A 22,994-nucleotide genomic window follows, 5' to 3' on the forward strand; every position below is an offset into this window, starting at 1 on the left:
CGATGTTATCCATAAAAAACTGGCAATTATTATCACCTTCAGAACGAGCGCTGTGCTTATCTCGCCCTGTAGAGACAAATTCAGTCACCAATCAAGTACGGGAAATTATTCAACAGGTACGAGCAAAGGGGGATCAGGCTTTGTTCGAATTAACCCAACAATTTGATGGAGCGTGTCTGAAACAATTCAAAGTTCCTCAGCAAAAAATCCAGAATGCAACAACCGATCCGCACCTACTTTCTGCCATGAATCAGGCCATACAGACCATAACTAACTACCACCAATCTTTAGTACCCGAAGATCAGAGCATCTGTACCGCCTTTGGGGTTCGTATACTGACTACCTACAGACCGATACAAAAGGTAGGTTTATATGTACCTGGTGGGAATAAAACTCCGTTAGTATCGTCACTTTTGATGCAAGCCATACCAGCCCGGATCGCAGGATGTCCAATCAAAGTACTGTGCACTCCACCAGACGCAAACGGTGAAATCAACCCTCATTTGCTGGTAGCTGCCCGATTATGTGGAATAGAAACTATCTACACTCTGGGTGGCGCCCAGGCAATTGCAGCCATGGCCTATGGTACTGAAAGCATTACCAAGGTGGACAAATTATTTGGACCGGGTAATCGTTTCGTTACAGAGGCTAAAAATCTGGTTTCCATCGATCCCTGCGGTGCAGCAATAGATATGCCAGCGGGACCTTCTGAAGTCATGATCATCGCCGACAACCAAGCCAACGCATCCTTCGTTGCAGCAGATTTATTAGCTCAGGCAGAACATGGTGCGGACTCTCAGGTGTTTTTAATTTGCGAAGAGTTGGATTTTGCCAACGCAGTCAATGAGGAAATAAAACGGCAATTAACTCATTTATCGCGTGCTTCTATTATGAATCAATCACTGGCAAAAAGCAGAATCATTCTCTGTTCCGACAGAAAGGAGCAACTGGCAATAATCAACAACTATGCACCCGAACATTTAATCATCAACCGGGAAGATGCAGATTCATGGGTGAGTCACATAAATTCTGCTGGTACCGTGTTCCTCGGTTCATGGGCTGCGGAAACAATGGGAGACTACGTCAGCGGCAGCAACCACGTTCTGCCTACGAACGGTTATGCAAAAAATCACAATGGTTTGAGTACTCTTGATTTCTTGACCCGTTTTAATGTGCAATCAATTAACCAGGAAGGTATCAAAAACTTAGGTCCGGCTGCTGTTTCTTTGGCTCAAATCGAAGGTTTGGATGCCCATGCAAACGCAATACAAATCAGACTCAATATCTTGGAGGATTAGATGTCCATACTTAACTTAATAAGACCCGAGTTGTTAAACAGCCAAAATTATGTACCTGGTGGAGAGCAGTGCACATTGAGACTACATGCCAATGAATTGCCCTGGTGTCCAGTTAATTCAAGTATTGCTAAATCGCTTAACTATTACCCGGATACACGTTTGCAAAATCAATTACAGGCCAGGCTAGCTGCTCGCTATCAAATAGATCCCGATCAGATTGTATTAACCAGGGGCAGTGATGATGGCATCGATTTGGTTACACGTTTATTTTTAACAGCAGGTCAGGATGCATTCATGCAATTTCCTCCGACCTTCCCAATGTATGCCTTTTACGTTCGTTTACAACAGGCGGAACTCATTCAATGCCCCCTTAATCATCAGGATGATTTCAGTCTCTCTTTAGAGCAGATTAAAAACAGTTGGCAATCCAACTGCAAAATCATCATGTTGTGTAGTCCCAACAACCCGACAGGAAATTTAATCGACCTGGATTTGATTGCCGCCGCTTGTGAGTATTTTGCGAATCGATCGATCATTGTCGTAGACGAAGCGTATATAGAGTTTGCGAGAACAAAAAGTGCCGTTTCTTTGCTAAATCGCTATGAAAATCTGGTGATATTAAGAACGTTATCCAAGGCAAGTGGCTTGGCTGGACTGCGTCTAGGCAGCATTATCGCTCAAGCGCATGTTATAGAAGCATTCAATAAAATTATTGCGCCTTATATTATTCCAGGCAGCACTATTGAATTAGCCACCCAGGCATTTGAGAACACGAACTGGTTTCCAACAGTTATTGAGCGTATCCGCAGTTCGAAGCAAAAACTTATTGACGTATTAAAAAACACTCCGGTAATTGAAAAAATATACCCCTCTGAAACCAATTTTGTGCTCGTAAAATCCCGCTTTGCCAAGGAGCTAACTGCCTGGTTCGCAGAACACAACATCGCAGTAAGAGATTTTCCCCCATCTTCCTTATTACACGATCATATACGTATCACAGTGGGGGACCCGGAGCAAAATCGATTACTTATCGACTCCTTATCCAGTTTTATCAATAATGTTTCAGGATTAAATTATGCAAAAGATCTTATTTATTGACCGTGACGGTACCTTAATTGAAGAGCCCTTTGACAACCAGGTCGATTCATTAGAAAAAATCAAGTTAACGCAGGGAGTAATCCCTGCCCTGCTCCAACTCAAAAAGGCAGGATTCAAGTTCATTATGGTGTCCAATCAAAACGGTGTGGGGACCTCAAATTTTCCTGAAGAAGATTTTGCCATTTGCCATGAATTTACCCTCGATCTTTTTTCTTCTCAAGGCATCTTTTTTGATGAAATTTATATTTGCCCTCATATGCCTGAAGATCAGTGCTGCTGCCGAAAACCCAAAACCGGTTTACTGGATCGGTTTATGCGAGAAACCTCTGTTGATGTATCCAACTCATGGGTCATTGGTGATAGAGACACAGATAGAGAATTAGCAGATAATTTAGGAGTTAAATTTCTTCCCATATCAAAAGAGCACTCCTGGGATGATGTAGTTGTCGCATTAATGAATAATCGCCGTAGTGCCATTATCAACAGAACAACAAATGAAACAGAAATTAAGCTGAAGCTAACCTTGGATAGTGACCAACCCAGCTCCATTAATACGTCTATTCCATTTTTTAATCACATGCTGGAGCAGGTCGCAAAACACGGTGGGTTCGTTCTGGATCTAGAGGCATCAGGAGATTTGGAGGTCGATGATCATCATTTGGTTGAGGACACTGCAATTGCTTTGGGTGAAGCGATTAAAGCAGCGCTTGGAGACAAATGGGGTATAAATCGCTACGGCTTTACTCTGCCTATGGATGAAGCCCTTGCCTCTATCGCTATTGATATTAGCGGCAGAAGCTTTTGTCAATTCAATGGTCAATTCAGCCGCGAGTTTGTTGGAGGTATGGCAACGGAGATGATCCCTCATTTCTTTCAATCCTTATCCAGCGCTCTAGGTGCAACCATTCACCTTAATGTAACCGGCTCCAATCACCACCACATGATTGAGGCATGTTTTAAATCTTTGGGAAGAGCATTGAGGCAGGCTTGTGCCAGAACCAGTGAATCACTCCCCTCAACCAAGGGGTTGTTATGATTGCGGTAATCGATGTCTGTGGTAATAACCTGACGTCCCTGGTAAATGCGTTAAAACGTTTGGGAGTCAATTATCAATTAACCCATGATAGCAAGGAAATACAACAGGCTTCTCATGTGATTTTACCCGGCGTAGGCACAGCAACTTATGGGATGAACGCCTTGCGTGACTCTAATCTTGTCGAGATCATAACTCACTTGAAACAACCCCTATTGGGGATTTGTCTAGGTATGCAGTTATTACTTGAATGCAGTGAAGAAGGAATGATTGACTGCTTAGGCTTAATTCCAGGACGGGCTGAATTATTGACGAGAACTAATGACTGTCCTGTTCCGCACATGGGATGGAATCGATTGCAATGGTGTACTGATTCACCTCTGCAACAGGGATTAAGCCAGAGTGATTACGTCTACTTTGTCCATAGTTACGCATTAAAAGATCATGTTCATGCAGTGGCTCGATGCAATTACAGCGAACCATTCACGGCTATTGTTAACAAAAATAACGTCTATGGAATGCAGTTCCACCCGGAAAAATCAGCCAGTGTCGGTCTGACATTACTCAAAAATTTCTTGTCTCTGGAGGCGGTATGTTAGTAGTTCCAGCAATTGATTTACAAGCAGGACGTTGTGTCCGACTAAAACAAGGTCAATTTGATCAGGTAACCCAATTTGATGTTCCGCCAGTTGAACGTGCTTTATATTTCAAACAATCAGGGGCGCAACGTTTGCATATTGTGGATTTGGATGGGGCTCGTATGGGAGTCATGCAACAATTACCTTTAATTAACGCCATGTTAAGCTGTGGGATCACGGTTCAAGCCGGAGGCGGAATTCGAACCCTTGAGCAGGCAAAACGCTGCATTGATTCAGGTATTTCTCATCTGGTCATTGGCAGCATCGCCATTTCCAATCCAGAAGTGACTTCGAACATCATTCAGGAAATCAAACCAGAACATATTATTATCGCGCTTGATGTACGTATTGATCACGAGATCCCGGTTCCGGCGATAAATGGTTGGCAACTGAACAGCCAAAGTAATCTTTGGGAAGTGGTTGGCTATTATCATCAGCTGGGTATCAATGACATACTTTGTACCGACATCTCCTGTGATGGAATGATGTCTGGCCCCAATTTCAACCTGTACCAACAGGCGGTAGAACGTTTTCCCAATATATCCTGGCAAGCTTCTGGAGGAATTCGACACAGAGAGGATATCGCTACTCTTGAATCTCTTGGCGTTGCCGCTGCAATTCTGGGATTAACGCTGTATCAAGGGAGTTTTGATTTAACTGAATTGCAAGAGTATGCTTAATGAAAATGAGGTATCTATTATGCTAACCAAACGCATCATACCGTGCCTTGATGTACGTGATAATAAAGTGGTTAAAGGAGTACAATTCCGTAATCACCGAATTATTGGCGATATTATTCCCTTGGCTGCCCACTACTCAGATTCCGGTGCTGACGAACTGGTATTTTATGACATTACAGCCAGCAGTGATGCACGTTCAGTATCGCCTGACTGGGTCAATCAGGTTGCGGCAGCGATTAATATACCGTTTACGGTTGCTGGAGGAATCCGTACTGTTCATCAAGCCAAATCACTACTTCATGCTGGAGCGGACAAGATATCGGTGAATAGTCCTGCCTTGGAAAATCCATCATTGATTAACGAGTTAAGTGCGCAATTTGGTACTCAATGCGTTGTTATCGGGATTGATAGCCAATGGATTGTCGACGATTATTACGTGTATCAGTACACTGGTAATGAACACAAAAGCATCAATTCCAGACGCAAGACCAGGGAATGGATTAAGGAAGTCCAGGACAGAGGTGCAGGTGAAATTGTTCTTAATTGCATGCAGTCGGATGGTGTTCGATCGGGTTATGACCTGGTTCAGCTACAGGAAATGCAGACTCTCTGTGATGTTCCCTTAATTGCTTCGGGCGGAGCCGGATCAGTACAGGATTTTATCGAATTATTTCTTCAAACCCCAATTAATGGCGCTTTAGCGGCGAGCATTTTTCATGACAACAAAGTGACAATTGCCGAAGTCAAACAAGGCCTTAAGGCAAACACTATAGAGGTACGACTATGAATGAACTGAAACTAAACAGCCTGGATTGGGAAAAAATGAATGGTTTAATACCCGCCATCATTCAGAATGCAGAAAACGGTACCGTATTAATGTTGGGTTATATGAATCAGGAGGCTTTAAGCACTACGCTCTCCAGTGGTGAGTTGACTTTATACAGTCGTAGCAAACAAAAATTATGGCGTAAAGGCGAAACTTCCGGAAACAGCATGCTCATAGACCACATTAGCACTGATTGTGATAAGGACAGCCTTTTAATCCATGTGAGACCGAAGGGACCGGCATGCCACCTTGGCTATACCAGTTGTTTTCAACCCCCTTTAAACAGTACTCTTGGTTTTCTCGATGGATTAATCGAATTAATCAATGAACGAGCCAGACAGAACAGCAGCCACAGTTATACTGCTCAGCTTCTTAATGAAGGACTGAACAAATGCGCCCAAAAAGTCGGAGAAGAGGCAGTTGAAACGGTAATCGCAGCGGTAAACCGGAACAGAGAAGAGCTGATTAATGAAACCTCGGATCTGATCTTTCATTTACTTGTTCTGTTAAAATCCTGCGAATTGAGTTTTTATGAGGTTCTGCAGTGTTTACAGGATAGAGACCGCTCAGTTCATACTTGAAAATCAATGGACAGTCCGGGAAGGCGGGGACTTCCAATTAGCCTTAAGTTTTTCTTGATGAAATGGAAAATCTTAAGGCTAATTGGAAGGGCGGGGGGTCCAGGAATGTTAAGTCCAATAAGATTTGGGGATAGAACAACTGCCAAAAGTCCCTACTTACACAATGATTTTTTCATGCGAACAATACGTTGATACGCCTCATCAATTCGTTGCTCCGAAATCTCACCCGCTTGAACTTTCTGCTCAATAATATCAATGATTTCTTTAGGATCCTGAAATCGTTCAACCAACTGATTCCCAAATATCAACATATCCGCGCCAGCATTAATCGACAAAGTAAGCGCCTTAGCCAAACCATAGTGATTTGTAATGGCCTTCATCTGCAGATCATCAGTAATCACTACCCCATCAAACTTTAAATCATGACGTAAAAGACCTGTAATCATCCTGGATGAAAGTGACGCAGGAAGCCCGGTTGAATCCAGTTTTCTATTCACAATATGAGCAATCATCACCATACCACAATGCCTGGGTTGTTCTATTTGCTTTGCAAAAGGAATTAATTCTTGTGCAGTCCAGGTATCAGTTATATCAACAAAGCCGAGATGAGAATCTTCCAAAGAACTCCCATGCCCTGGGAAATGTTTGTAAGCACATTGAATGTGATTATCCAAAAATTGCGAAGTAAATACTGAAGCATACTGCGACACCACTTCAGGAACTGAAGAAAAACTACGCTCTTTTTTCCCGATTACAGGATTATTGGGATTCACATCAACATCCAGGTCCGGAAAAAAATCCAAATTAATTCCTACTGATCTCATGGTCATGGCCATTAATTTTGCAATGGATTGAGCTTCAGCAAGTGACATAGTACCCATTTTTTTTGCGGAGGGAATATCGGGAAAACCATACAATGGACTCAATCGTATTATTTGACCACCTTCATAATCAACTGAAATAAATAGAGGCAGATGAACTCTATGATGTACTTGATTGGTTTTTTCCGTGAACTCTTGTAACTGATGATTGAGCTTTTTCAGTTGTGCAGGGCTTTCAATATTTTTATCAAAATTCTGTGACTGTTGGTTATAATCAAACAGAATTACCCCACCAATATTATCTTGCTCTATTGATCGAACTATCGGTGACTGTGCATTGATCTCTTTCCCTTGAAATCCAAGTATCAACATTTGCCCTATTTTATCGCGAAGCGTCGGTTCTGTCGCATACAAACAGGAAACCGATAAGCCTAAAAAAACAGTAAGAACAATTCGGTAAATAATCAATTAATTTCTCGATAAAGAAGTAATATTAATTACAATTCTGACTGAGCTGAAATCGCTTGCTGACAAATTGTTCTTAATCCCAGGCTCATTTGTTTTAATGCAGGTATTTGCTGCACATCCAAATGATACTCACTCGCCAGTTTAAGCGGATCAGTAAAACTAAGCCAGACTTGTCCAGAACTGTCCTGAGTTGCCATGATACGCAATGGTAAATCAAGAGCAAAAGCAGCATTGGCCTGCATCAGGGCAGTACCCTTGGCTGGGTTGCCTATAATGATTACCTGAGTATCAGACAGTACCTGATTCGTATGATGCGCTTCCAATGCATGATCAATACGAGCAAAGACAGTTCCTCCATTTTTTTTAATCAAGCTGGAAACGCGATCCAGTGTTTCTGATACGGAATAAGGACTTTGCACCGTTTCAGACCAGTCGGAACCCACGGGCGTCCCCAGCTTCGCATCAAATGAAGCCGCAATTTTTCGTGCTAAACTATCCAAATCCGGCAAATTACCCTTATTTGCCAATAGGGTAACACAAAGCAATTCTGACGGATCTGTAAATCGACTTAAAAACGAAGAATAACCAGGAATGGATCCCTTAATCTCCATCAATCCCTTATGCCCGGGAAACAACCATCCCGCATTACCGGGTACAGAATGATTATTGATAGTTGGAGCACTGTACAAGAAACTCCTGTCAGCAGCGTCTTTAACCAAAATATCTCCCGCCAAGCCTATATCCCATAAGCTAATATCCTCAGCAGAGGCGATAATGCCGCTTGCAGCAAAAGTAGCAGACCAGGTTGGTGATGGAACGGCAACAAGACCCTGTTCCGATTGACTGTACCCCACAGCGGCTTCAACCGGATCTATAAACCCTGGTTTGTGGAGAAATGCGCTGTGTTTAAACGGATTCGTTCCATTTGTTATCTCATTTGCAATGGATTGAGCATTGGAGATAAAAAAGGTATGTTTTAAGCCCAAACGTTCAATTTGATTCTTGGTCACATAATCCTGATAACTCATCCCACTGACTTGTTCGATGATCAAACCCAATAAATAGGGATTGGATGCACTGCTCCGCATCTGGGATCCTGGCTTGAACAGCAGTTCTTTATCACTGATTAAATTCAAAATATCCTGGGTTTGATAGTTTTTGGCATAATTGAATCCGGTAACTAAGGTATAGTCAGGCAGTCCTGAACTGTGCGTTAAAAGCTGTCTGACGGTTATAGGTTGCCAGCGATCCGGTATATTAGGAAGATACTTCCCCAGGGAAGCATCAAGCTGCACTTTCCCCTCCTCCTTCAATTGCATTATCGCAACTGCGGTATAGGCATTGGTTATCTGACCGATATTAAAAACAGTTCTCGTGGCAGCCAACCGCCTGCTATTAGTGTCAGCAAGGCCATATCCTACAACTCGAGTGATATATGGGGCTTGAACTATAGCCAAAGTTAATCCCGGTACATTATTTTCATCCATATATCGGATGATTAAATCATCGACTGATTGCCCCTGATAAACTGTATGAACATCACCTCGACCATTTCCCGCATGAGAAGTTACAGAATCCATAAGAACCCCTGTTAAAATGATCACTATTAAACATCCTTTTATCCAGTTAGTATCCACGGATGAATCCTTGTTTAATCATTTTTAATTGTGTACTGATATTAAGATTAGAAGATAATTAAAGAACTTGCGTAATGTTTTATGTCAGAGTGTTTTGACAACTCCAATTTCGATATTCAGTGGACAATCCATAGAACATCGAAACCTGGAAATAGGCATCTATTGAACTTATTGAGAACTCCTGAATCCGTGAACCAATTTTTAATTCATTGCAAATACGTCGTCGTTGCCAACGAATTAAAGCAGTACATCATGTGAGCAAGGATTCTATCTGGCTTAACCAGGACTGTTGACAATTCAGATTTCGACGTCCCGCCAACAAATACCGAATTCCCGCGGCTCGACCGCGGGATCCAATATCTAAACTCCACAATCATGGATTCCGCGGTCAAGCCGCGGAAATTCGGAGAATAAACTAGCCTCTAACTTTTCGAGGAATGACATGCTTTGATACAATAATTAAATTTTGTTCACGGAACCTAGGTTCTGTTGACAATTCAAGTTTCGACGTCCCGCTACTTGTTCGCGGGATCCAATTCAATCTTTATAAGCGCAATATATTCTTGTTTTGCGCGAGATCTATCGATTCCGCGAACAAGTCGCGGAAAGTAGGCTTGAAAATAATGAAATGTCAACAGCCCCTAGACTACCGCAAATAAAACCGCTGTCAGATAATTTCCTTCAGGAAAAGAAGCCAAAGTAGGATGGCAACTTGCAGGACCATATACACCGAGAATTCGCACCTGTTTACCTACAGCTCCAGCTTGTGCACTGACCAAAGAACAAAATTCTTGCGATGAAAGTGCTGATGAACAGTTGCAGGTCATTAACAGCGAACCTTCTTTCATATGCTTAAACACTTCCCGGTGCAGAAAGCGATAATAATTTTTTGCTTTTTGCACGTGCCGTTGTGAAGGAACTAATTTTGGTGGATCCAGGACAACAATATCATACTCACCTGCCTTTACGAGATAATCACGCGCATCGGCCTCTATAAAATCAATAGTGCTAATGTCATTTAATTTGGCATTGTGTTTTGCCTGGTTGATTGCTTGAGCCGAACTATCAACAGCAGTTACTCGCGTAGCCCCTGCCTTGGCAGCATGCAAAGCAAAACCACCCGTGTAAGTATAGAGATCCAAAAGAGATTTACCTCTGGATAACTCAGCTACGCGTTTATGATTCTCTCTTTGATCAATAAATAAACCGGTTTTTTGCGCATGAGCGAATTCAACTTGAAATTTAATCCCCTCTTCCAGTACTTCTGCTGTCTGCTTGATTTCCCGAGCTTCAATATTGTTCCAACCATCCTGCGCTAATGGCTTGCTTTGCGAAATCCATATCAGTTGATCATTTGGAAGCAATTCGTGAAGTGCTTGAGAAATGAGTTCTTTATTCAATTCAACCCAATATGCAGAGCTGGAAATGACTGTGATCTGATTGAATCGGTCGATAGTCAGTCCGGAAAGACCATCAGCCTCACTGTTGAATAATCGATAAGCTGTTGTCTGCTCACTGGGTAAATTTAAACTTTGTCTTACTCTTTGTGCCTGGAGGAGTCTATGAGAAATAATTGATTTATAACTGCTTTTATCGAATGGCTCATTTGCCAAGGCTAAAACTCGAACACGATATAAAGAGTGCTCATTGTATACGCCAACACCAATGTACTCATCTTCCGCACCATGGATCGCGACCAAATGGCCTGTAACCAGTTTGCCGCTATTGCGAGCAATAGCTTTGGGAAAAATCCAGGGATGCCCTCTTAATACTGTATTTTGTTTTGCTGCTACTAAAAAAATTTTAGCACTCATTTCTATTTCCCACAGACCAAAAGTCGGCTAATCTACACTATTGAATGATATTTCTGCAATGGAGAGAAGAATAATTATGCTGCACTCTATAAAAAAGATATTCATCATCTTATGTTTATCAATTTTTAGCTCACTAACATCCGCAGCTCCCTGGTTTACTGGCCCCCTGCTTGCCCCAGCCGGGCATACCATACCTAAAGGTCACACGAACTTTGAAATTTATGGAATCGATGTATTTACCAATGGCTCCTACAATGCCGCTGGTGATCTCATTCGCACCCCTCTCTTTCGAACATTTAATATCAATCCAATTCTTACTCATGGATATACTGAATGGCTGGATATTCAATTGACGGTTCCTTACTTATTCAACTCCACACGTGGGGTTCACTCGAATCGCTTGGGAGACGTCTCCATTGCAGCCGGAATTCAACTATTTGAACAAAAAGGCGCTCTTAATCGTATTGACACCCGAGTCGTACTCCAGGAAACCATTCCAACAGGTCGATACGACAATCTCAATCCCGAACTTGCTGGTACGGATGCAACTGGGCTTGGCGCTTACCAAACACAATTGAATCTGGATCTGCAGTATTTGCTCCCAGTCTTTAAAACTCATTATTTACGTACTCGATTTATCATTTCCCGAATCTTTGCCACAAGCGTTTATGTTGATGGACTCAGTAGTTTTGGTGGCACACCAACCACTCATGGAAGAATAAGAATCGGAGCTGAAACAGACTACGATCTCGCATTTGAATACACCCTAACGCAAAATTGGGTTGCAGTCATGGAGGGATATATTGCTAAGGGGCAAAATACTCGTTTTAACGGTATCCTCGACATTGGGAATGTAGGAAGTCCACCCACAAATGTCAATATAGGTAATGGTGCTTATATTGAAAAGGCACTGGCACCAGCTTTGGAATATAATTTTAACGCAAATGTAGGTATCATTGGAGGTGTATGGTTTCCTGTCAGTGGGAAAAACACGTCTCACTTCATGACCTATATGTTAGCACTCAATGCATTTTGGTAATCAATAAAGGCTAATACGACTATGGAAAAAAAAAATAAATTCTCATATGGGCTTACGCTGGGGGCCTTGGGTGTCGTATACGGCGATATAGGCACCAGCCCTTTATACGCCTTAAAAGTAACTTTAGCTAATCTTCCTATAACCCAGTCTGCTGTTTTGGGGGTTTTATCTTTGATATTTTGGTGTCTTATCATCATTATTTCATACAAATACCTGATTATTGTATTTCGTGCGGATAATGATGGGGAGGGAGGAATTCTTGCTCTGTTAGCTCTTATGAAGCATAAAAGCACCAAGTACGAACCGTTATTCTATATTGTAGCCATCTTTGGAGCAGGGCTTTTATTGGGAGATGGCATGCTCACTCCTGCCATTTCCGTTATCAGTGCGGTTGAAGGTCTGGGAACTTTATCTCAGACCTTTACACCGTATATTCTACCTACTGCCTGCATCTTGCTTATCGTGCTGTTTATGATCCAATCTCGAGGAACGGAAAGCATAGGCTATCTCTTTGGTCCCTTCATTCTTATCTGGTTTCTTACTATAGCGATACTGGGCATAGTTCAAATCATCAAACTGCCTTTGGTTCTTGAAGCGATAAATCCATACTATGGCATTTCGTTTTTATATCATGAAGGATTACGAGGCTACTTATTACTAGGTGGAATCTTCCTGGTTATGACTGGAGGAGAAGCACTTTTTGCTGACATCGGGCATTTTGGTAAAAAACCCATAAGAGCCAGTTGGTTTCTTGTAGTTCTACCCTGTCTGCTGCTTAATTATTTTGGCCAAGGCGCTAATTTATTATCCCATCCCGAATCGATAAGCAACCCATTTTACATGATTGCTCCAAGCTGGTTTTATTTACCACTCATTATCATTGCCACTTTCGCCACCATCATTGCTTCCCAGGCTGTCATTTCAGCTACCTTTTCATTAACCAAACAAGCCGTATTATTAAGTTTGTGCCCACGTATACCCATCATACAAACGTCCCGAAAACACTCAGGCCAAATTTACGTGCCGCAAATCAATTTCATTCTCTTTGTAGGTACCCTGTTTTTTGCCCTGACATTCAGGACTTCAGACAATTTGGCACATGCATACGGTATTGCCGTCAATATTGATATGCTTTTGGTCGATGCGATGGTCGCTTATGCAGCCATATCCATCTGGAACTGGTCTAAACTAAAAGTGGCATTAATTTTTGGCTTATTCATCGCGGTGGATTTCGCATTTTTGGGTGCTAACTTCCATAAATTCTTTACAGGAGGCTGGGTACCGGTCATTTTTGCCTTATTCATCGCCTTTATCATGTACACTTGGAAGTATGGACTGGAGTATTTAAGAAACAACTTCTATCTTAATAAAGAAGATATTTCAAAAATATTAAAACAGCTTCAATATAAAAGCCTGAACCAACTACCGGGTGTGACTGCAATTTTCATCACAGACGTTTATGATAAAAGCGGAGGAAGCTTTCTTCACTTTTTAAAACTCAGCAGATCAGTGCCTGAAAACGTTCTGATTGTTAATTATGTCGTTGAAAATATTCCCTACGTTCATTACAGCGAACGTTATGAAATTGCCTGCCTTGACGAACGAGTGTGTAAACTGACCTTACATTATGGTTTTATGGAAACTATTTCACTGCCTCGAGCTTTAGAAAAAGCCAGTGAAAAAAATCTTCTGCCGTTCAAATTAAATATTGATCACGCCACCTATATGGTTGAAATCCCAAATGTAATGGCTTCAAAAGCCAAAAAATCGCTAACATTCTATACTCAGGAACGATTGTTTTCCTTCCTAATGCGCAATTATTCAGCAAATTTGAATATCGAATTTTTTAAATTGCCCTACAACCGAACTATTGCTATTGGGACGTACTGTATTTTATAAACTGTTTCAACAGATCAGTTATCCCCTTCATCCAGTGCGCCTGTTGATCAGGATTCAGATCGCAGCGTGCACTATTTCATGGTAAAATTTCATTTTTATTTAAAGGATATAACATGTGGTTTAATAATGCTCTTATATATCAATACGAATTGGATGAAGCATCTGATTTAAATGCTTCTTTAGCTGAAGAAATTCTAAAACCATGTCCTCCTCATGCACGATTTATATACGGATGGCTACCTGCAATGGGAGATGAGATGGTTCATGAAGTTGCTGGTTGTGCACTCATCTGCATGGGCAAAGAAGAGCGTATATTACCTCGTGGGGTAATTAACAAAATGCTTGAAGAAAAAATTCAAATGATCGAAATACAGCACGGCCGTACAGTAAAACGGGCTGAAAAATCTCAAATTGCAGAAGATCTGGAATTTGAATTACTCCCCAAGTCATTTTGTGTCCAAAAAAGATTGCCAGCTATTCTTGATACGGTCAGTAAACGAATCATCGTTAATGCATCAAGTAATAATCAAGCCTCTCAGCTTACCTCACTTTTGAGAAAATCAGTTGCAGGCATTACTATTGAGCCGCTTACTCATACCGAAAATCTGGCAGTACGATTTGCAGAATGGATTCATTCACCCGAAACCTTACCGGAAGATTTTAAGTTAGCGTCTGACTGTTTGCTGTTTTCCCTGGATGATGAAAAAAAACGAATACATTGTAAGGGATATGAATTACCTGCTGAGGAAATATTAACTTTGCTCTCTCAGGGAATGGCGACAGCTGAAATTTCATTAATATGGAAAGAAAGAATTCAATTCACATTAACTCATGATTTTACTTTTAAAAAACTGAAAAGCCTTGATTATTTGATTGATGATTTTAATGAAATCAGAGAACTTGATGAAGAATACCAACGCCAGGACGCAGCGTTAACGTTATTGGGCGGTGAGTTAAGGGAGCTGACAAATGATCTTCTCAAAGCCTTGCTTCCTTCATCTACATCATCGGCTTCAATAAGCACCGAAGAAGCAGCAGAAGAGGCTTTAGCTTAATTGAGTCATAATTTATTCTAATCAATAGTCTATTTAAATGAACCGGGTTGGAGCATCGCTTGTACCCGGTTTCCTTCCCTGTAAAGCCAACGCCCTGAGAAAGTTTATCTTTAGTTCACATAATTAATGTATTTATTATTCAATTAGAGTGAATCCCGGAGGGGAACTCTTCATTCCCCTCCGGTCAAATTATGATGCGACTCGCACCATATTAGACGTGTGATATGTGGCTTGGTAAACCGCCATTGCGTCTTCAGCGGCCTTATTAAGTCCTAATGCCATGTTGGCATCGTACATAATGACCAGAGCTTGTTGAGCACTTGGAGCCTGTGGATAGGTCTTTACCAGGTAATTGGCGCGCTCAATAGCAGCGACGTACATTTTACGTTTGAAGTAATATTGAGACACATTAAGTTCATGTTGAGCGAACATATTGCGTAAATAAACCATGCGCTGTAGGGCATTCGCTTTATATTTACTGTTGGGGAACTTTTGGATTAATGTTGCAAAATCAAGGAATGCCTGGGTTTGCGTACCCGGATCACGCCATGACTCATCCATAGGTAATACTTTGGCAAAAACACCCCTGGTCTGTTGGAAGTTAGCTAAACCTCTCATGTAATAGGCATAATCAACATTTTTAGCCCGCGGGTACAGATGAATGAAACGCTCGGCAGTTGCGGCGGCAGATGGATAATCCTCATTTTGATAATAAGCATAAATTAAATCCATTTGTGATTGCTCTGTATAATCACTAAACGGATACATGGATTCCATCGCTTCAAGCTGTTTCGATGCCGTCGCGTATTCCTTCTTTTGTAAGGATTTTTGTGAAGCAGAATAAAGCTGTTTTGCGGTCATTCCTTTGTATGGATTTTTTTCTTCGTCATCTTTATTCCATTTGGCACAAGAGGACAAAGCAACGATAAGACTGACGAGGAACACTATTTGAAATCGTTTCATAAACTACACCTATTTTTTGTATCTGTTGTATTCAACAACAGTGACAGGAAATTTTGGGACATTATACCTATGACGTACTCATTTGCGAACACTCTCTTGCTGATTCTTTAATTAAAATATCAAGAGCATAAAACAGAAGTACTTTTATCATTCCAATTAGCCAAAGTGCAATAAAAATTTCAAAAACCATTTGCAAATCATCGAGCGTTAGGATAGTATTCTTGGCTGTCGGAGAGGTGGCAGAGCGGTCGAATGCGGCGGTCTTGAAAACCGTTGAAGGGCAACCTTCCCAGGGTTCGAATCCCTGCCTCTCCGCCAAATCTTGTTACTAATTTACTGAATTCAAAATACATCCCTCAACTATCTTTTCAAAAATTGATCCCAAGAACTTCATTAAGAACAATACTTTTCAAGTAACCTATGACTTGAAGAACATTTCAATTTCGACATTCCTCGACATGTTGCCTAATCTTATGCACATCTTCGTAAAGTCCCCCTAGCTTTATTTACTGGATTCCGCAGTAAATGCCGCAGACATTCGAAGTAAAACCGATCCTGTTTGCGAGCACACAAGCTACATGTATTGCCATTCTGCATACAAAGCCTCGAAAATTCGAAGGGTAACACTGACTCACATCTCACCCGAATTCCCGCGGCATTGACCGCGGGATCCAATGTTTTAGCGCGGACAACCTGCGGTCAAAGACGTATAAAGTCAAAGCGTAACGCGGGATCATATCTCAACAGGATCTGCATACTCGGCACCCTGTTCAGGAACGCCCTCTCTAGACTCGGAATGATGTATTTTTGGGGATGAGCTTTCCTTAGCTCAATGAGTCATCCTCAGTTTACAGGATTAAACCATTTCTCCCGTTTTTTTATACACTTCATCAATAGCTTTCAAGGACTCTAACAGTTGTTTCATTTTTGCTAAAGGCCAACTATTCGGTCCATCACTCAAAGCTTTATCAGGATCAGGATGTGTTTCCATAAAAATACCGGAAATCCCAGCTGCTACAGCAGCCCTGGCTAAAACGGGGATAAACTCTCTTTGCCCGCCTGAAACGCCATTATTTCCTCCTGGCAATTGTACAGAATGAGTCGCATCATAAACTACAGGGCAACCTGTTTCTCGCATGATTGCCAAAGATCTCATGTCTGAAACCAGATTATTATAACCAAAACTGACTCCGCGTTCGCAGGCCATAATCAATTCATTGCCTTCAGCTTTGGCCTTTGCAATGACGTGTTTCATTTCCCAAGGTGCCAGAAATTGTCCTTTTTTGATATTCACAGGCTTATTCAATGCGGCAACCCTTTGTATAAAGTTGGTTTGTCTGCACAAAAAAGCAGGGGTCTGCAAAACATCAACAACACTGGACACTTCAAGTAAAGGAGTATCTTCGTGAACATCCGTCAACACCGGCACGCCAATTTGAGATTTTACCTTCTCAAGGATCAACAACCCTTTTTCAAAACCAGGCCCTCTATAACTCGAAATCGAGGATCGGTTTGCTTTATCAAATGAAGACTTATAGATAAAAGGAATTGTGAGTTGATTGCACATTTCCTTTAAATATCCGGCTGTTTCCAAAGCCAGTTCTTCGCTTTCAATAACACAAGGACCAGCGATTAAAAATAATGGTTTATCAATACCTACTTCAAATCCACAAAGTTTCATGCAAGTTCCTTTTCTTGATGTATTTTTCGAGCTGCAAGTACAAACTGTTTAAACAGAGGATGACTTTCTCTGGGGTTTGACGTAAATTCAGGGTGAAATTGACAGGCCAGAAACCAGGGGTGATCGGCTAACTCAACCATCTCCACAAGAGAACCATCAGCGGATCGCCCTGAAATAATCAAACCATGCTGTACTAAATCATGTACATAGCGATTATTCACTTCGTATCGATGACGATGCCGTTCTATAATTTGCGACTTATCATACACTCTACGAGCTAAAGTTCCCTCTTCCAATTGGCATAATTGAGCTCCAAGCCGCATTGTTCCACCCAGTTCGGTGTCTTCAGAACGAACTTGTCTGCTACCATCAGCATCCATCCATTCACTAATCAAACCTAAAACAGGGTAAGGGGTTTCTTTATTAAATTCTGTAGAATTCGCACCAGTCCAACCAACAACATTTCGAGCAAACTCAATCACTGCAGTTTGCATCCCCAGACAAATACCCAGGAAAGGAATTCGTTGTTCACGAGCATATTGGATGGCTTTAATTTTTCCTTCAACACCCCGCTCTCCAAAACCACCAGGAACAAGTATTGCATCCATTCCTTCAAGCAATGTTGTGCCGTGTTTTTCGATTAGTTCCGCATCCATGTAAATGATGTCTACTTTTGTTTGCGTATGAATTCCGGCGTGAAGAAGTGCTTCATTAATTGATTTATAAGCATCATTCAATTCAGTGTATTTACCTACCATGGCAATTTTTACTGTCATGGTCTGAATGGCCTGCATACCCACAACACGCTGCCACTCACTTAAATCAGCAGGATTAACGGTCAGACCCAATTTTTTGACAACAATTTCATCCAATCCCTGTTCATGTAAAATCATCGGAATTTGATAAATGCTTTTGGCATCCTCAAGCGCAATGACCCCTTCCTTTTCGACATTTGTAAACAATGCAATCTTGGCACGATCGGACGAAGAAATGGCCTTCTCTGATCGGCAAATTAAAATGTCAGGCTGTATACCAATTGATCTCAATTCTTTTACTGAGTGCTGGGTCGGTTTGGTTTTGGTTTCACCTGAAGTTGCGATATACGGCACTAAAGTGAGATGAATAAACAATGCTCGTTGAGCACCTAATTCAATACGCATTTGCCGGATGGCTTCAAGAAATGGCAGTGATTCAATATCACCAACCGTACCCCCAATTTCAACCATCGCCACATCAAACCCATCTGCACCGAGTTTGATACATCGCTTGATTTCATTGGTGATGTGGGGAATTACCTGAACCGTTCCTCCAAGATAATCGCCCTTTCTTTCTTTTTTAATCACATTTTCGTAAATTTTTCCGGTCGTAAAATTATTACGTTTTGTCATAGTCGTTTTAACAAAACGTTCATAATGACCCAGATCAAGATCAGTTTCTGCACCATCATTAGTAACAAAAACCTCTCCATGTTGGAATGGACTCATAGTGCCAGGGTCTACATTGATGTATGGATCAAGCTTTATGAGAGTAACACTAAGACCTCGAGCCTCAAGAATGGCTGCGAGAGATGCGGCTGCAATACCCTTCCCTAAAGAAGAGACAACTCCGCCGGTAATAAAAATATAATTTGTCATTTTTGACCCCGTTCAAAATGCCGAATCCACCAAATTGGCGCTAAATTAAATTTGCATGTAAACGGGATTTAATTCTACCAAAATGAGACTATAAATAACACAAATTTAAGAAAATTATTCTCTGGGCTTCAGGATCGCTTGATAATGACCTGACTGAAGCGATTAAAATCCGGTTCAATAAATACACTAACCACCCTATAAAAGCTCAACACAGTCATCACTTAGAGCGTAGTGATTGTTGTTCTGAATAGATAATTGTCCCTGAATTTGGAAACTCCTCATTCCAGTCGGATTCCTGAACGCCGGAAAGAATCTCCTCTATAGGACAAAACCTTCAATTCCTAATCACGTTTGAGAGGCCAATTCTTGCCGAATTTATGTAGAAATTAACGTAATTGCTGGCTGATCAAGTACATCTCAACCGCACAATCTGCCGCATCTCTTCCTTTATGTCCATGACGTCCACCCAGTCGATCCCACGCCTGCTCTTCATTTTCAGTAGTCAAAACACCGAAAACAACCGGAATATCATGATCGAGCATCACTCTCTGACATCCCTGACTCACTTGGTCACACACATAATCGTAATGACTGGTTTCACCTCGAATCACAGCACCTAATGCGATTACCACATCGACTTGTTTATTCTTTGCTAAAATTTGTGCAACAAAAGGTATCTCAACAGCTCCAGGCACCTCAACCAAGGTAATATCCGTTTCTTTAAAGCCAAGTTCTGCCAAACGCTCCAAAGTTCCTGTCTTTAAGGCACTCGTAATCGCGTCATTAAACGTGCTAACCACAACTGCGATAGGGAACGAACTTTTTATTTCATTGCAACGTGCTTTAATTAATCTCATTTCTATCCTAATCTATAGCCAACAAATGTCCCAGCTTTTGTTTTTTTGTTTTTAAATAACCACGATTTTCATCTGTAGGTTCAACCTCCAGAGAAACGCGTTCAGCACAAATACCATAGTGCTCCATAGCTGATATTTTTAAAGGATTGTTCGTTAACATGCGTATGGAATCAATACCTAAATGCTTCAATATTTGATACGCAATCGCATAATCGCGATCATCAGCAGGCAAACCCAGTTTTAAATTCGCATCAACGGTATCGAATCCTTGCTCTTGCAGGGCGTATGCTTTGAGTTTATTCGCTAATCCAATGCCTCTTCCTTCCTGCCTCAAGTAGATTAATACTCCCCCTTCTGCTGCAATTTGCGCCAGTGAAGCATGTAATTGGTTGCCACAATCGCATTTACAGGAGCCAAAAACATCCCCGGTAATACATTCCGAGTGGATTCTAACCAGAGGAACACGATTACCGAATAAAGGAGGTTTAACCAGAACAAAATGCTCTGCAGTATCCAATTCATTTTCAAAAACAGTCATGTCAAATAGACCATTGTCTTTTAACGGTATCCTGGTAGTCGCTGCGGGAGTAACTAACTGTTCGTGTTTAATTCGATAATCAATCAAATCCCTGATCGTCACTAACGGAATTTGATGTTTTTCTGAAAAAGCTACCAACTCATCACGACGGCTCATGGTACCGTCTTCATTAATAATTTCACAAATTACCGCAGCAGGAATTAATCCCGCCATCCGAACCAAATCGACGCTGCCTTCAGTTTGTCCAGCCCGTTCAAGGACCCCTTTACGTCTTGCCCTTAAGGGAAATACATGGCCAGGGGAAATAATATCTGCCGGTCCACTTTCAGGATCGATGGCTACTTTGATAGTCTGAGCTCGGTCCTTTGCGGAGATGCCCGTTGAAACACCCTCTGCTGCCTCAATTGAAACAGTAAACGCGGTGCCGTAAGGCGACTTATTATTATGAGCCATCATCGGCAATTGAATTTTATCAATTAACTCTTCAGCCATGGGCAAACAAATTAATCCACAACCAAAACGTGACATGAAATTTATTGCTTCTGGCGTAGCAAATTCGGCAGCCATTACCAAATCGCCCTCATTCTCCCTGTCCTCATCATCGATTAAAATGATCATTTTACCGGCTTTCAGGGTTTCCATTGCCTGTTCTATACTGACTAATGAATGCTTCATGACTCTACCTCATAGTTCAACTTCCCGGCAATTTGAAGCTGATGAGCAACAATACGGGTAAGATAATCAAATTCTATATTAACTTGCTGCCCCACTCGCAACGACCCTAAATTAGTGTGTAACAGAGTGTGGGGCACCAGCATTACTTTAATGGTTTGGTTTATAACCTCATTAATGGTCAGGCTTACACCTTCCACTGTAATGCTGCCTTTGGGTATCAAATAAAACATGGAGTGTGAATTAAATCCTTCAAGTTCCATTTCAATATATTCATTAAGAGAATGAATGGATTTTATTAAAGCCGTCATGTCCACATGACCACTCACATAATGGCCACCAAAACGTGTTGAGGCAACCATGGCTCGCTCAAGGTTAACAAGATTACCGACCGACAAACTGCCTAAAGTAGTTATTTTTAAAGTTTCAGGAGAAACATCAAAATGCAACTCACCACATTCAGACGGTAATAAGGTGAGGCATACTCCATTGACGGCAATGCTTTCACCAACCTGCAGATGTTCATAAGATGAGGAAACAATCAGTCTGTTTCCACCATTATTTTCATGATTCGCAAGCACCTTACCTGTTTTTTCTATTAAACCAGTAAACACTAAACCTCCTGCCAATCGATACATGCTATCATATTGTCACCCATTTCATGCCAGGAAACTTTATGTTCACGATCAAATAATTCACTGAACTGATAAGCTGAAACGGCTTCAGTACCTAAAAAGATTGGAACCAGGTATAAATAGGTTCTATGTACCAAACCCTCTTGATGCAATGCACTAAAAATTGCTCCCCCAGCCTCTACCCAGACGTCATGGAAACCCAACGCCCCCAAATGGTTGAGAATGGAGTTCAAATCCATTTTCCCTGACTTTAAAGGCATTGCATGGTATGTAGTATTAGGATAAAGAGAATCAGAGCTGCCCGGATAAATGTGCGCGGAATCCATTTTATTTCTATCGATATCACGTGATAAATAGTGTTCGTCGAAATACACGTGACAATGGCTGGCGTTGGAAAAGACCAAAGATTCTGGATTCAGCTTGAGATCACGATCGATAATGGCCACCGGTTTTCCCTGGATCTGATGATTTAATCGAACATTCAATCGGGGATTATCCAGTGCTACTGTTCTCGAACTGGTTAATATCACATCACTTGCGGCACGCATTTGATGAGTAAACTCATCGCACAAGGAATTTGACAACATCACCCGATCATGACTCAAACGCCCTATTTTACCATCCAAAGATTGAGCTATTTTAACGGTAACTCGTGGTCTGTGAGTTAATGTCCAATGAGTGTAGCTTTTATAAAACTCATCAATTTCAGGCAAAGGCAAATGAGTAACTTTTATACCATGTTCTTGTAAAAGAGCTGTAGAATTATTCTTGGCAACAAGAGGATTAGGATCCAAATAAGAAAAATACACCTCTTCTATGCCGTGATTAATAATCGCATTAACACAGGGGGGCGTTTTCCCCCAATGATTACAAGGTTCGAGAGTAATATATAAACTAACCCCTGGCGTTTTAGGGGTAAGTTGTGCTAACAATAGTTGTTCTGCATGTGGCGAACCTGCACCTCTATGCCAGTCCTGTGCTATAATGTTTCCATTTTGCACAGCTACGGCTCCAACACTGGGATTGGGCGCACAGCTCCCCTGACCTAGTTTGGCTTGTTTAAGTGCCGCAAGCAAAAACTGTTCGTGCATCGATTAACCACCTTTTAAAAGTGCACGAATGATAAC

The 22,994-nt window shown here is 41.5% G+C and carries 20 protein-coding genes and 1 tRNA gene; 11 read left to right on the forward strand and 10 right to left on the reverse strand.

Annotation, left to right across the window (positions count from 1 at the left end):
- Window positions 1-2 precede the first annotated feature (2 nt).
- The 7 genes from hisD to hisIE are packed head-to-tail and all read left to right on the forward strand — an operon-like array spanning window position 3 to window position 6,154.
- Window positions 3-1,298: a histidinol dehydrogenase gene (gene hisD / locus ELY21_RS06965; RefSeq protein WP_127108145.1), complete on the forward strand. Its 1,296-nt coding sequence runs from the start codon at window positions 3-5 to the stop codon at window positions 1,296-1,298.
- Window positions 1,299-2,396: a histidinol-phosphate transaminase gene (gene hisC / locus ELY21_RS06970; protein WP_127108147.1), complete on the forward strand. Its 1,098-nt coding sequence runs from the start codon at window positions 1,299-1,301 to the stop codon at window positions 2,394-2,396. It begins immediately after the preceding gene.
- Complete coding sequence (hisB, locus tag ELY21_RS06975; RefSeq protein ID WP_127108149.1) at window positions 2,374-3,432, forward strand: bifunctional histidinol-phosphatase/imidazoleglycerol-phosphate dehydratase HisB; 1,059 nt, start codon at window positions 2,374-2,376, stop codon at window positions 3,430-3,432. The genes hisC and hisB overlap by 23 nt, the downstream gene beginning before the upstream one ends.
- Window positions 3,429-4,028: an imidazole glycerol phosphate synthase subunit HisH gene (gene hisH, locus ELY21_RS06980; protein WP_127108151.1), complete on the forward strand. Its 600-nt coding sequence runs from the start codon at window positions 3,429-3,431 to the stop codon at window positions 4,026-4,028. The genes hisB and hisH overlap by 4 nt, the downstream gene beginning before the upstream one ends.
- Window positions 4,022-4,747: a HisA/HisF-related TIM barrel protein gene (locus ELY21_RS06985; RefSeq protein WP_127108153.1), complete on the forward strand. Its 726-nt coding sequence runs from the start codon at window positions 4,022-4,024 to the stop codon at window positions 4,745-4,747. Before hisH ends, ELY21_RS06985 begins: the two co-directional genes overlap by 7 nt.
- Window positions 4,748-4,766: 19 nt before the next feature.
- Window positions 4,767-5,534, forward strand: coding sequence for an imidazole glycerol phosphate synthase subunit HisF (hisF, locus tag ELY21_RS06990; protein ID WP_127108155.1), 768 nt, complete (start codon window positions 4,767-4,769; stop codon window positions 5,532-5,534).
- A complete protein-coding gene (hisIE, locus tag ELY21_RS06995; RefSeq protein WP_127108157.1) occupies window positions 5,531-6,154 on the forward strand; it encodes a bifunctional phosphoribosyl-AMP cyclohydrolase/phosphoribosyl-ATP diphosphatase HisIE in 624 nt (207 codons plus the stop codon). The genes hisF and hisIE overlap by 4 nt, the downstream gene beginning before the upstream one ends.
- 152 nt (window positions 6,155-6,306) lie before the next feature.
- Here hisIE and ELY21_RS07000 read toward each other — a convergent pair whose 3' ends face one another.
- From ELY21_RS07000 to ELY21_RS07010, 3 genes are all read right to left on the reverse strand, one after another.
- On the reverse strand, window positions 6,307-7,443 hold the full coding sequence (locus ELY21_RS07000; RefSeq protein WP_127108159.1) for a glycoside hydrolase family 3 protein: 1,137 nt from the start codon (window positions 7,441-7,443) through the stop codon (window positions 6,307-6,309).
- 29 nt (window positions 7,444-7,472) lie between these two features.
- Window positions 7,473-9,023 (reverse strand): serine hydrolase, encoded by a 1,551-nt coding sequence (locus ELY21_RS07005; RefSeq protein ID WP_127108161.1) that lies wholly within the window; start codon window positions 9,021-9,023, stop codon window positions 7,473-7,475.
- Between the two features lie 698 nt (window positions 9,024-9,721).
- On the reverse strand, window positions 9,722-10,894 hold the full coding sequence (locus tag ELY21_RS07010; protein ID WP_127108163.1) for a class I SAM-dependent rRNA methyltransferase: 1,173 nt from the start codon (window positions 10,892-10,894) through the stop codon (window positions 9,722-9,724).
- Between the two features lie 58 nt (window positions 10,895-10,952).
- On the opposite strand from ELY21_RS07010, the gene ELY21_RS07015 reads away from it, so the two are divergent.
- From ELY21_RS07015 to ELY21_RS07025, 3 genes are all read left to right on the forward strand, one after another.
- The gene (locus tag ELY21_RS07015; RefSeq protein ID WP_233588676.1) at window positions 10,953-11,933 is read left to right on the forward strand and encodes a hypothetical protein; all 981 of its coding nucleotides are present in this window, start codon (window positions 10,953-10,955) and stop codon (window positions 11,931-11,933) included.
- Between the two features lie 21 nt (window positions 11,934-11,954).
- Entirely contained in the window at window positions 11,955-13,832 is a 1,878-nt protein-coding gene (locus tag ELY21_RS07020; RefSeq protein WP_199741663.1) for a potassium transporter Kup, read from the forward strand.
- A gap of 113 nt (window positions 13,833-13,945) precedes the next feature.
- On the forward strand, window positions 13,946-14,887 hold the full coding sequence (locus ELY21_RS07025; protein ID WP_127108167.1) for a recombination-associated protein RdgC: 942 nt from the start codon (window positions 13,946-13,948) through the stop codon (window positions 14,885-14,887).
- Window positions 14,888-15,076: 189 nt separating this feature from the next.
- Here ELY21_RS07025 and ELY21_RS07030 read toward each other — a convergent pair whose 3' ends face one another.
- Window positions 15,077-15,850, reverse strand: coding sequence for an outer membrane protein assembly factor BamD (locus tag ELY21_RS07030; RefSeq protein WP_028385034.1), 774 nt, complete (start codon window positions 15,848-15,850; stop codon window positions 15,077-15,079).
- Between the two features lie 230 nt (window positions 15,851-16,080).
- Between ELY21_RS07030 and ELY21_RS07035 the strand changes: the two genes are divergently transcribed.
- Window positions 16,081-16,168 (forward strand) — tRNA-Ser (locus tag ELY21_RS07035).
- Between the two features lie 538 nt (window positions 16,169-16,706).
- On the opposite strand, the gene kdsA is transcribed toward ELY21_RS07035, so the two are convergent.
- The 6 genes from kdsA to ribD form a co-directional block, all read right to left on the reverse strand.
- The gene (kdsA, locus tag ELY21_RS07040) at window positions 16,707-17,531 is read right to left on the reverse strand and encodes a 3-deoxy-8-phosphooctulonate synthase (RefSeq protein WP_127108169.1); all 825 of its coding nucleotides are present in this window, start codon (window positions 17,529-17,531) and stop codon (window positions 16,707-16,709) included.
- Window positions 17,528-19,165, reverse strand: coding sequence for a CTP synthase (locus ELY21_RS07045; protein ID WP_127108171.1), 1,638 nt, complete (start codon window positions 19,163-19,165; stop codon window positions 17,528-17,530). Before ELY21_RS07045 ends, kdsA begins: the two co-directional genes overlap by 4 nt.
- 386 nt (window positions 19,166-19,551) lie before the next feature.
- A complete protein-coding gene (ribH, locus tag ELY21_RS07050; RefSeq protein ID WP_127108173.1) occupies window positions 19,552-20,022 on the reverse strand; it encodes a 6,7-dimethyl-8-ribityllumazine synthase in 471 nt (156 codons plus the stop codon).
- 7 nt (window positions 20,023-20,029) lie between these two features.
- The gene (ribB, locus tag ELY21_RS07055) at window positions 20,030-21,235 is read right to left on the reverse strand and encodes a 3,4-dihydroxy-2-butanone-4-phosphate synthase (protein ID WP_127108175.1); all 1,206 of its coding nucleotides are present in this window, start codon (window positions 21,233-21,235) and stop codon (window positions 20,030-20,032) included.
- Window positions 21,232-21,846, reverse strand: a complete 615-nt coding sequence (locus ELY21_RS07060) for a riboflavin synthase (RefSeq protein ID WP_028385029.1) — start codon at window positions 21,844-21,846, stop codon at window positions 21,232-21,234. The genes ribB and ELY21_RS07060 overlap by 4 nt, the downstream gene beginning before the upstream one ends.
- Window positions 21,846-22,958 (reverse strand): bifunctional diaminohydroxyphosphoribosylaminopyrimidine deaminase/5-amino-6-(5-phosphoribosylamino)uracil reductase RibD, encoded by a 1,113-nt coding sequence (ribD, locus tag ELY21_RS07065; protein ID WP_127108177.1) that lies wholly within the window; start codon window positions 22,956-22,958, stop codon window positions 21,846-21,848. Before ribD ends, ELY21_RS07060 begins: the two co-directional genes overlap by 1 nt.
- Window positions 22,959-22,994 lie beyond the last annotated feature (36 nt).

Source organism: Legionella sp. km535 (genome assembly GCF_003990085.1).
Classification (GTDB): Bacteria; Pseudomonadota; Gammaproteobacteria; order Legionellales; family Legionellaceae; genus Legionella; species Legionella moravica.